The sequence below is a fragment of the Rothia sp. HMSC069C03 genome, from assembly GCF_001811075.1.
GTDB classification, from domain to species: domain Bacteria; phylum Actinomycetota; class Actinomycetes; order Actinomycetales; family Micrococcaceae; genus Rothia; species Rothia mucilaginosa.
On the sequence record NZ_KZ627135.1, the window covers coordinates 33,724 to 45,313 of the forward strand.

At 51.5% G+C, this 11,590-nt stretch carries 7 protein-coding genes; all 7 read right to left on the bottom strand.

What is annotated here, in order from left to right; all coding sequences use genetic code 11:
• Positions 1-148 precede the first annotated feature (148 nt).
• Positions 149-1,417 (bottom strand): multidrug effflux MFS transporter, encoded by a 1,269-nt coding sequence (locus HMPREF2779_RS02320; RefSeq protein ID WP_105360725.1) that lies wholly within the window; start codon positions 1,415-1,417, stop codon positions 149-151.
• Between the two features lie 322 nt (positions 1,418-1,739).
• Positions 1,740-2,408: a nucleoside/nucleotide kinase family protein gene (locus HMPREF2779_RS02325; RefSeq protein ID WP_105360726.1), complete on the bottom strand. Its 669-nt coding sequence runs from the start codon at positions 2,406-2,408 to the stop codon at positions 1,740-1,742.
• Positions 2,405-2,896 (bottom strand): low molecular weight protein-tyrosine-phosphatase, encoded by a 492-nt coding sequence (locus HMPREF2779_RS02330; protein WP_105360727.1) that lies wholly within the window; start codon positions 2,894-2,896, stop codon positions 2,405-2,407. Before HMPREF2779_RS02330 ends, HMPREF2779_RS02325 begins: the two co-directional genes overlap by 4 nt.
• Positions 2,897-3,097: 201 nt before the next feature.
• Entirely contained in the window at positions 3,098-4,858 is a 1,761-nt protein-coding gene (locus HMPREF2779_RS02335; RefSeq protein ID WP_105360728.1) for a pentapeptide repeat-containing protein, read from the bottom strand.
• 128 nt (positions 4,859-4,986) lie between these two features.
• Positions 4,987-7,197, bottom strand: coding sequence for a pentapeptide repeat-containing protein (locus HMPREF2779_RS09110; protein WP_233992208.1), 2,211 nt, complete (start codon positions 7,195-7,197; stop codon positions 4,987-4,989).
• A 792-nt stretch (positions 7,198-7,989) separates the two neighbouring features.
• The gene (locus HMPREF2779_RS02345; protein WP_233992209.1) at positions 7,990-9,480 is read right to left on the bottom strand and encodes a pentapeptide repeat-containing protein; all 1,491 of its coding nucleotides are present in this window, start codon (positions 9,478-9,480) and stop codon (positions 7,990-7,992) included.
• A 274-nt stretch (positions 9,481-9,754) separates the two neighbouring features.
• Complete coding sequence (locus HMPREF2779_RS08945) at positions 9,755-11,146, bottom strand: hypothetical protein (RefSeq protein WP_158676574.1); 1,392 nt, start codon at positions 11,144-11,146, stop codon at positions 9,755-9,757.
• Between the last annotated feature and the right edge of the window lie 444 nt (positions 11,147-11,590).

Sequence of the window (11,590 nt, forward strand, 5' to 3'; positions counted from 1 at the left end):
GGAGAGCGTCCGGGCTGACACCCTGAGGGCGCATCCGGAAAACGCGGCAGCCCCTACGCTTCATGTACGAGCACAGCAAAGCCCCGGACGCGCAACCCTTAGCAGGTCGCCCATCCGGGGCTTTAGCTACACAAAAATCAACAACAGGCTAGTGACCCGCCGCCGGAGCACCCTGACCTTCACCAGCGCCGTGGCTCTTGCCGTCAGCCGAGTAGTCCGAATCCTTACGCGGCGTAGTCCACAGCACCAGCGCCGTCAGGATCGCGAAACCAAAAATGGAGAAGCCCATCGGCAGGTACTCATGCTCACCGGCAAACGACACCAGCGGCGCCGCCAACGCACCCAGCATCGCCTGAACCGTACCCATCACAGCCGAAGCACTACCCGCCATGTGGCGCGCCTCGTTCAGCGCCAACGCCGAAGCATTACCAAAAATCAGGCCGCACGAGCTGGTCAGCAGGAATAGCAGAACCAGGGTCGGCACCAGCGAAATACCGACAAGGAAGCTAACCAACAGCAGCGAAGACACCACCAGCAGGCTCACCACGCCAACATTCACAATGCGGCGCTGCGCCACACGACCAACCAGCTTCGTCGCAATCGCACTGAACAGCACAATACCAATCGAGTTCACACCGAACACGATCGTGAACTCAGTCTCGGACAAGCCCAGAATCTTCTGCAACACAAACGTCGAACCGGAAATGTACGAGAACAGCGCACCAAACGCGAAGCACATCGTCAGCATGAAACCCAGGTAGCGGCGAATCTTGAAGACCTTCGGCAGTTCCGAGTACACGCTCAGGGCGGTACCCTGGTAGCGTTCCTCCACCGGCAGGGTCTCCTTAATCACGAAGATCACGCCGAGCATCATAACCGCGGTCACCACGCCGAGCACATGGAAAATATCGCGCCAGCTACCCCACGACAGCACCCAGCCACCAAACAGCGGCGCAAGCACCGGCGCGAAGCCGTTAATCATCATCATGACGCCCATGAGCTTAGCGGTCGCCAGGCCCTCAGTCGTATCAGCCACGATAGAACGCGCCAACACCGCACCAATCGAACCGGTGAAACCCATCATGAAACGCGCAAAAATCAGCAGCTCAATATTCGGCGCGAAACCACACGACACCGTCGCAATAAAGCAGATGACCGCACCGATCAGCAGCGGCTTGCGGCGGCCCGTCTTATCCGACAGGGGACCCACGACCAGCTGGCCGAGCGCCATACCCACCATGAACGCACTCAAAGTCAGGGAGGCGTTCGTGCTGGTGGTGTTCAGGTTCTCAGCGACTGCAGGAAGCGCCGCCAGGTACATGTCCGTGGCAAGCGGCGCGATAGCGGTCAGCAGCGCCAGAACAACAATGAAAAGGGGTGATAGCCCGAAGGAGGTCTTAGTCGACTTCGAAGACATTAGTCTTAGTTTTTCTTTCTGTGTGATGCGCGTGCAACGGCGCCTGCGGCTCTTACAAGACGTGGATGCGGTAATACCGCACCGGGGATGAGCTTGCGCAGGCTGGAGGCACAACTTTTCCACGGTAGCAGAATCGGGGGTGGCTTCGTAAGTTAAACGTTTGACATTTTTTAATTTGGGAGCGGGACGGGTACGCAGAGGGTATGCAGAAGGGACGGTGTTATCCACGCTCCTACAGGGGCACCCGTCCTCGCTTCGCTTCGGACACCCTGATGTCGCTTACGGATAACACCGCCCCTTCTTGGCGGTTACCGTGCGGCTGCTACTGTGCCGCGCTGTCGTAGATGAAGTCCACGGTCGCGTAGTCCTCCGGGATTTCGGCGAGTAGCGCCTCTTCCTGCGCCGCCCAGCGTTCCCAGTGCGGGCGGAACGTGTCACCGTCACGACCCATAGCGCGTTCGTAACGCACCTCGTCGGGGGCGGTTGCGAGAATACGCACCTCACAAGCGCCCGCAATCGCGCCGACACCCTCACAGATGATGACCTGCGTAGCCGCCGGGTCGACGGTGCGCACCTCACCGGGGGCGCCCGCCTCCCAATCCCACGGGGTGTAGGTCCCGGCAATACCCTCGGTCAGCTGCACGGATAGTGCGTCCCACGCCTCCACGCCGTCGAAGAGGCCGTCCCAGCCGGGGTAGAAGTCGTCCAGGTGCAGCACGTGCACGCTGTGCCCGGCGGCGGTGAGCTCCTGCTCAAGCTGCGCGGCGAGGCTGGTTTTGCCGGTGCCGCTACGGCCGTCAATGCCGATGATCAGCGGGATCTGCGCGAAGTCCGCGAGGAACTGCGCACGGAATTCGGTGAATTCGGCGGTGTCCATGTCAAAGACGTTGCCGATGCCGTGCTCCAGGCGCAGCATGTCTTTGCAGAGCTCAAGGATTTCGGTGGTGCCGGTGACGCGGCGGTTCTGGTTCAGGGGAATACGCTGAGTCACTGCGCGTCGCCTTCCTGCTTGAGGTGGTTGATGAGGCCGCGTGCGGCGGCGTCAATGAGGCCGGTGGTGTACACGAAATCGCGTTCGCTACCGTACCAGGGGTCGTAGATACCGAGCTGGTCCAGGTGGGTGGTGGCGACCTTCGGGTCGAAGCTGCGCATCATGCGGATCTTGGCCTTGTCGGCCTCGTTGCGGGCGAGGGCTTTGAGGCGCAAGTAGTGGGGTGCGTCCATGGCGAGGATGAGGTCGTTGCGGTCGAAGTCCTCGACGGTGAAGACGCTGGCGCGGTGCGCGGACGGGTCGATACCGCGGGTGGCGAGCTGCGCGGCGGCACGCGGGTCGATGAGGTTGCCTTCTTCTTCGTTGCTGATGCCGCTGGAGGTGACGGTGACGGGCACGCCGGCTTCTTGGGCGTGCTGGCGGATGAGGTATTCGCCGACGGGGGAGCGGCAGATGTTGCCGGTGCAGACAGTCATGATTCGGTACATGGTTCTAGTGTATCGGTGGGGTGGTGGGTGGCCGGACGCGGTGGGTGTTCGGGGGGCCTTTTGTTGGTCCGATGATGGGCGGATGCGGGACGGACGGATGCGCTCGCCGGCAGGCACTCGCGGAGGCGCACTTGGCGCGGGCGCACGAGGGCGCGCGAAGGCCCGGCCGACGAGGGCCGGCGGGGCCTTTAGGGGTGAGCCTTATTCGGTTTTGTTTTCTTCGCCGCCATCGGAATTATCTAGAGGCTCTGCAGGCTCACTAGTAATGTAGCCCTGTGTCTCATCATCCCAGTCGAAGAGCACTGCTCCGACAGGGATTTCGAACGGCTTACCGAGGAGCCTAGCTGTTCCAGGATCAATAGGCTGGCTACCTTTGCAGACTGAGAAGATATAATCCTGTGGGTCAGCCTGAGCAGAGAAAAGGGCTCTACAACTTCCGCGAGTAAATGCCGGCTTATATGTTTTGAAGTTTGCCTCGAAGAAATCTGCCTCTTGGTTGAAAACTGTCCCGAGGAAGTGCGCATTTTGAGTAAAAGTTGTTTCGTAAAAATCTGCACATTCATTGAATATTGTTTTATTAAAGATTGCGTTTTTATGGAAGGTAACACCGGTAAAAATCGCATATTTAAATATTGTGTGTTTGAATATTGCATTTTGGGTAAATATGGCATCTTCGAAATAAGCTTTCTGTGTAAAGGTTGCATTGTTGAAGATTGCATTTTGAATGAATGTAGCATGTCCAAAATATGTATCCTGGGAGAAAGTTGAATTAGTGAAATATGCATCCTGAGTAAAAGTGGCCTTGATAAAGTTTGCACCATGGCTAAAAGTTGTCTTATGAAAGCTTACACGCCTGGAGAAGGTTGCCTCGAAGAAGCGTGCCTTTTGAGCAAAGGTCGCCGTACAGAAGTCTGCGTCTTGAGCAAAAGTTGCCTTGAAGAAATATATATCTTGAGTGAATAGCGCATTGTGGAAGAACGCATCTTGTGCGAAGGTTACCCGGGCGAAGCTAGCATCACCGTAGAATTTAGCTGAAGGGAAAAAGGCTTTTTCAATCGTGAGGTCGTCGAGAGAGTAAAAAATAGGCGCTTGGCTAAAATCAAAATCAAATTTACTCCAAATGCCGAATGTGCGAGCTGTATTATCCTTATCGAAGGTGCTACTGCGCTTACTCATTTCAGTAAAGATGGTTCGGCGTACATCCTGTTCTTCTCGATAGTCTGCATAGTCTTGCGTGAGTTCAGTAGGTTCGTTATATTTATCCGAATCTTTAAAGCGCTCAAGAAGAACTTGGTACTTCCAAGACTCTTCGTCGCTGAGAAGTCCATGATCTTTTGACTTAAACTCTTCTAACTGTTTATGGGCTTCATATTCTTCTATCCTTTCTGCTTGGGGGAAAGGCGAACGGACGTAGGAACAAAGGTTATTGATAATAACCTGCCCTTCTTTCTGCTGTTCTTTTGAGCCGAGGGCGTCGTCAGAAAGCCACTCATCGACCAAACCCACAAGAGTATAGATACCGCCCAACCGGACGGTTGCCTTCTCATCGCCGAGCTGTTCAACAGCCTTGGTATAGCGGCTAGGGCGTTCAGCGTGCACCTGGCGGATGTGGTCATTCTTGTTCTTCTGGATGTCATCCTCGACCTTACGGCGGTCGACCTGATTCTTCCAATTAGTCTGTAGAAGGGTCAAAATAGCGATGATACCGCCAGTTATGTAGAGAATATGCTGACGAAGATCGGCAATTACCTTACCTTCCGGGTATTTTTCAGCGTCAGAAGGCGGGATAAAAGACTGTAAAAAAGAGCCTATGAAGCCTATACAAGGAATCTCCGCCCAAGATCTCCACGAGGGGACTGTAAGCGCTAGGAATCCTCCAAGAAACCCGAGTAGAACAAGTATTAGGAAGAAGCGCCGAATATAAAAAGGTGGTTTCTCTGTTGAGGTCTTATTGTCTGCCAAGACAATCTCCTATCTACTTTGAGAGGAATGGTCACTCTTCAGCATAGTACATAATTGGCTGACTTGTACTTCTACAGGTCATAGACAAAAGCCCCACCATACATTCAATGTGGCGGGGCCTTTGGATATTACTGCGCGGGTTCACTCAGGCGTGTGTATTCCTTCTGACGTTCATCCCACGAATCCGGGTCGAAGAGCACCGTACCGACCGGAATACTGTAGCGCACACCGTCTAGCTCGGTTGTACCCAGTGGAATGGGCTGGCTACCCTCATGCACGGTGAAGTTATGCTTCTCCCAGTCAGTAGGTAGAGCAGCGAACTGTGCTCTGCAGAGTTTGCCAGAGTCTTCGTCCATGGCGATAAATTTTGAATGACTCTGTGTGAAACAAGCATCTTGAAAATCTGCATTGCGCATAAAGGATGCTCCGCTGAATTCTGCATCTCCCTCGAAAGTTGCATTGCGGAATGAAACATACATTTCAAAGGTAGTTTTACTGAAGTCCCCATTTCCTGTAATAATTGCTCCAAAGAATCTGGATTTTCTTGCGAAGGTAGCTTTTATGAAACCCACGTTGCCCCTGAATATAGATTTGTAGAAATTAGCATTCCCAAGGAAGACTGCTCTATCGAAGTGTGTTTCACAGGCGAAGGAAACGTCTTGGAAACTTACATTTTTGGTGAAGACTGTTTGGTAGAAACTTGTACTTTGGGTAAAGAATGCCCGGTAGAAGTTTGCATTCTGACTGAAAACTGTTTTGTGGAAGCTTACGTTTTGGCCGAAAACTGCTTTGCGGAAGTTTGCGTTCTGCCCAAAGAACGTTTCGTCGAAGCTTCCATTCTGTCCAAAGACCGTTTTATTGAAGTTCGCGTTTTGGGTAAAAGTTGCTTCGTTGAAGTTTGCGTTTTGGTTGAAAACTGCTTTGCGGAAGCTTACGTTTTGAGTAAAAACTGTCCGATAGAATTTAGCTTTTTGGGTGAAGGTGGCCATACAGAAATCTGCGCCTTGGATGAAAGTTGCCTCTCGGAAACTCACATTTTGGGTGAAAGTCGTTTCGTTGAAGTTTGCGTTTTGGTTGAAAACTGCTTTGCGGAAGCTTGCGTTTTGAGTAAAAACTGCTCGAAAGAAGTTAGTCTTTTCTTCAAAAGATACCTCACCAAAATTTACGTCGTGGGAAAAAATTGTCCGCAAGAATTCCCCATTCTGATTAAAGGTCGAGCGGAAGAAATTTGCATTCTGGGTGAAAATAGCTTCACCGAAATTCGCATTCTGGGTGAAAATAGATTCGCCGAAATTCGCATTTTGTGTGAAATTAGCTCTGTCGAAATTCGCATTCTGGATGAAAATAGATTCGCCGAAATTTGCATTCTGAGTGAAATTAGCTTCGGCGAAATTTGCTTCCCCGGTAAAGACTGATCGGAAGAAGTGCGTATTTCGGTTAAATTTTGCTCGAAAGAAATTAGCGTTCTTTATGAAATTTACCCATCTGAAACGTGCATCACCATAGAAAGTAGCATAAAAGAAATTGGCTTTTTCAATGGTGAGATTGCTCAGAGTATAGAAAATCGGTGCCCTGCTGAAATTAAACTCAAAGTTGCTCCAAATGCCAGGAGTTACATTTATCTCATTATCTTTATTGAATGTGCTGCTTCGCTTGCTCATTTCATCAAAAATAGCTCGGCGTACATCTTGTTCTTCACGGAGCGCTGCCTGATCCGAAATGAAGTCTCCCATGTAGCTAGCAGGCACTGTATCTGCCTGAAGATCTTCTATCTTTGTCGCTAAGGGAAAAGGTGAACGAATGTAGGAGCAAAGGTTATTGATAATAACCTGTCCTTCTTTTTGTTGTTCTTCTGGGTCGAGAGTTTCGTCAGCAAGCCATTCATCCACAAGCCCCACGAGGGTGTGGATACCACCCAGACGGACAGTCGCTTTCTCATCAGCTAGTTGCTCTACAGCCCTGGTGTAGCGGCTACGACGCTCTGCATGAACCTGACGGATATGATCGCGTTCGTTCTTCTCTGCGTCCTGCTCATTCTTCTTGATGTCGGCATCAATTTTGAGGCGGTCACCCTGGTTCTTCCAATTAGTCTGCAGAAGAGTCAGAACCGCAATAATGCCGCCCGTGACGTACAGAAGATGTAAACGCAGCTGATCCGAACTGCCAGAGCTCATGCCGCAGTGCAGCCAGAGAAACCAGGGTAGAAGAATCGCAGCTGCACCACCGCCCAGGCCAAAGCCAATGAGAAGCTTAGTAAAGTGCTGGATATACCAAGGCATCTCATGAGATTTTGGGATTACCTGGCTTTCTGGAATGGATGATGTGTTATCGCTGGGCACGAGATTCTCCTGTCCTCTCTGATAGGAACGTTCACCTTCCAGCATAGGGTAAAGCTACTTGCCGTGAGTCGCGCTCGGTCATCAATGAGGAAACAGTCTGCTTGAGAGATGCAGGCGGGGTTTCTCTGCGGCTACAGTAAGCGCTGAAGATTGGAAGTTCTCAAAATGACCGATATTGTTTCTCACGGTAGGCGCAATGGTCACGTAATTAGTGTCGTCATGTTGTTATGTCTTAAGAAATGCGCTACATTATTAGGTATACGGTCATATGTGCAGGGAATGTCCTTATGTACAATGACAGTAAAATAAAAGTGGGACCACCAGCAATGCTTGGAACCATTGCCAGCAGCCCCACACTAGGGAGTCTAGAAGAGATGAGAAGATGCGAACTCAAACATCTCTACCAGACCGACGAACAAGGTAGCTACATAACTACCCCGTTCGATAATCAGCCAAAAATTCTTGGCCATATGATTCACCTCCTTTCTATTTGATTAGAGGTATAGAGGCAACGCGGAATTGCGTTGTCACTGCTGATTTTAGCAGATGACACACATTCTGCGGATTTTTGCTACCCAATTTAAGTTTTATTTATCTCAGGCATGGCGTAATACCACTGGAAAGCGATAAACGAATCCGGGTAGATAAGAATCGAAAAACCCCCGCTAGAGCCTACTCGCTCAAGCGGGGGTTTTTCGCACCGTTTTTTATTTTTGACGCAGCTGCTCGGCGGTGTCCACAACCCGCGCAAAGGCCCCACCACATATTCAATGCGGCGGGGCCTCAAGATAATTACTGCGCGGGCTCACTGAAGCGGGTGTAGTCCTGCTTCTCTTCGTCCCAGGAATCCGGGTCGTACAGCACAGCACCGAGAGGGAGAACGAACGTTCTATTAAGAAGCGTTGCCTCGCCGCAGCTGAAACCGTGCGGGCTCTCCGGGCACGCCTCGAACAGGTAATCCTGCGGATCCGCCTGTGCCGAGAACCGTGCCCTCCGCAGCCGCCTCTCCAAAGCCTCAAAGGATGGCTTAACATACATGAAGCTAGTCTGCCTAAAATCTGCCCGCTGACCGAACGTCGCATCCGCGAAGTAGGCACCCTCAAAGCTCGCCCCGTTGAAGCTCACCTCCCGCGCGAACGTCGCCTTGTAGAAGCCGACGCACGCCGTGAACGTCGCCTCACTAAAGTCGGCATCCTGCGCGAAGGTCGCGTTACTGAAGTTCGCGTACTGCGGGAAGTCCATCTCATAGCTTGTCCTCGGAAGCGCAATAAACGACGCCCGGCTGAACGTGGCGTCGCCGTCGAAGCTCGCCTCACCAAAATCCGCGAACTGCGTGAAGGACGCCCCGCTAAAGTCCGCCGCGCCCGCAAAGCGTACGTTGCTGAACATTGCGGACTGCTTGGTGACTACACCGGCAAAGCGCGCGACCCCGCCGAACAGCGACTTGGAGAACACCGCCGGACGGTTGAAGACCGACGCGGCGAAGTGCGCTTCATCGTGGAACGTGGAGGCGGTGAATACTGCCTTTCCGCCGAAGGTGACCGCCGTGAAGCTGGCTATGCCCGCGGTGTTCAAGCGTGAAAAGTTGGCGTCGGACTCGAAGGAGGCTACCGCGAAGTCAGCCGCAGCTGAAAAGACGGCGTCTGAGAAGTCAGTCTCGCCGGTGAAGGTTACGGTTGCGAAGCTTGCCGCGTCCGCAAAGCGTGCCCCGCTGAACTCTGCCGCGCCCGCGAAGTGTGCGGCGCTGAAGCCCACCCAGTCGTTGAAGTTCGCGCTGTTGAAGGATGCGTTAGCCGTGAACTGTACTGCCGAAAAGCTGGTGTCACCGTGGAAGGTTGCGCCGAAGAAATCCGCCGGGCCGTAGAAGGCTGCGGAGGCGAAATCGGCGTTCTGAAAGTGCAGCTGTCGCAGCGGGTAGAAGATGGGTGCGCCGCTAAAGTCGAAGCGCAGATCAGCCCACATGGGCGATATTGGCGGTACAGCGTGCTGGCTTTCCTCGTTGTCTTTCTTGGTGCTCTCAGCGACTGCGGCGAGGCGGCGGCTGAACTCCGTGAAGACGGTGCGGCGCACCAGCTGCTCTTCGCGTAGTGCCTCCTGATCGCGTGTAAAGTCGCCTTCGTACCCTTCGGGGGCTTCGTCTGCTTCTAGAACCTGCCGCTTTTGCGCGAGAGGGTAGGGCGTGCGGATGCACCCGGTCAGCGCGTTGATAATGGTCTGGGCTTCTTCGCGGCGCACCTGTTCGGGGAAGGAGGTGTCGGTGAGCCATTCGTCTGCGAGGTTCACGAGCGTGTACGCCCCGCCGAGGCGTACGGCGGGCTGGTGCCCGTCGAGGAATTGTTCGAGGGCGTGCGTGTAGCGTTCGTGCCGCCCGGCCTGCTGGGTGCGCGCCGGGGCGTTTTGGCGGTGCCGCAGCGCAGTTAAGAGTTTGTTGAGGTTCAGGGTGGTGTGCCCTTCCTGCTCCGGTGCTGGCTTATAACCAGCATAGGGGAGAGCCTCACCCTTGCGCGCTAGAAGCCCCGCCTGCGTATCTCACGCAGGCGGGGCTGGCAACAAATGTTTAATACTTACGAGGAGGCCGATTCTGATTTTCCTGGTTATTTATAATAATTGAATATCGGGTTTCAGTGTATTCACATTTTCCTGTGGATATATTGTAGTGATGTTTTATACTGTTAAATTTTTCAATATGGTATCCAGTAGGGATTTTTATTTGAGTCTCTACTAGCGGATTTAAATCAATCCATCCACTATCGTGTTGCTTGCCGTATGTCATATTTCCATGATTGTATTCTGGAGTAAAGATGTGAATTGAATCTGGTTTCGATTCGGCAACTACCCCAAATGCAATGGATGTCTTAGATTTATTGTCGTTTGAGAAAATGCAGGAGTAGTCAGACCTTGTGGAATCGAGTGTTTCTCCAGGGCTGGCGGCAATATCGCTTATATTTTTAATAATTCCATTCATGAAACTATTTAGGCTAGCAATAGCAACTGCTGACATTAGTAGAATAGCAATAAATTGCTGTACTTTTTCTCGCCATGCAGGGGTGTCTTTATTCGAGTTAATGTTCTGTTCTCGCGTAAAATTACACGATTTGGTAAATATGTCTTTTATTGAGTAAATGCAAATCGTATAAGACATTGCAATTAATAAGAACAGAATTATAAACTTTTCCCTGCCGGATACTATTTTTAATATCTGATATTCAATGTAGGAGACGGGAAGTAAAAGACCTATAGTTATTGAATTGAGCCTGAAGAGTATGCTGAGTGATCTTTTATAGTTGTCCCTTGAGTGGGCTTGCCCTGAGGAGCTTAATATGGCTTTATTGATGGGAAGAAGGAGGAATGCGGGTATAATTGCAATGTAGAACAGGGCTATAAAGGTAATTACTATTGTTGTCCATGAGTATTTATTGTCGGTAAATTGGATTGCTGTAATTTGAATAGCCGTTCCAAGGTCGCCTTTCGTTAGGTCTTTATTGTGAATGAGGGCGATTATAAAAACTACGGAAGCGCTAAGTGGAATTGTTGATAAAGTGTATTTTAGCTGAAGGGACAATAAATCTCGAATGCCATTTTTAGCCCCCTGCTTGTCTTTGTATTTAATTCTCGGCTTAGTTGCTGTCTTGCGTATTTTATATAGTGTATCTGCAATTGATTTTGCCGGAGAATAGTTGATTATTGAAAATAGTAAGATATAAACAATAAGTTCAGGAATATTTAGATTATTTAAGGCCCTTAGATTATTGTCTGATATAAATACTGCGAGTATGCATATAGCGATTGAATATAAGAATGGAAGAATGCATACTTTTCCCCAGTGCCATAGGTAAAAAAGCGCTATTGATAAACGTGATGAATTTGCAAGCGGGTTGGAGTCCTCGGAAGTGAGATGAGCTGTGGTAGCGGGGAAGCCTTTGGATGCTGGTGTATTTTTCTGTGGCACAGGGGTCTCCTGTCTGCTCTGATAGCAATGGTCATCACTAGGATACGGCAGAGGTTCATCCTCAGGCGAAGAGTTAGAGTGCTCGGTCTGGGCGAGTGAACACAAACGGAAAGATTGCTCCGGGTTGTGCTCGGCAGGGGATAAGTCAAAGGAGACGTATGGGGTGATGTCCTACCGTCAATGAGGACACTCCCAGTCCTATATAAGGTGCCCTCGGGTCACCTTCCAGCAGCTCTTGCACCCCCATTTTTGGGTTTTTCACCCCTTTTAAAAAATTTTTTAAAAATTTTTTCGCCCAATCGCCCCGGTACTGTCCGCCGTGCGCTGAATCGCCTCGCCATACCCTTGCCCAGCCCGAAACCCCAGGAATTCCGCGGCAGAACCGCCCATTCGCGCCTCGCCGCCACCCCAAAATCCCCCGCAAAACGCCGCCCCAGAACCCCG

Excerpts from the sequence above, each read along its gene's own strand:
- HMPREF2779_RS02320 (WP_105360725.1), bottom strand. The coding sequence starts at position 1,417 with ATGTCTTCGAAGTCGACTAAGACCTCCTTCGGGCTATCACCCCTTTTC.
- HMPREF2779_RS02330 (WP_105360727.1), bottom strand. The coding sequence starts at position 2,896 with ATGTACCGAATCATGACTGTCTGCACCGGCAACATCTGCCGCTCCCCC.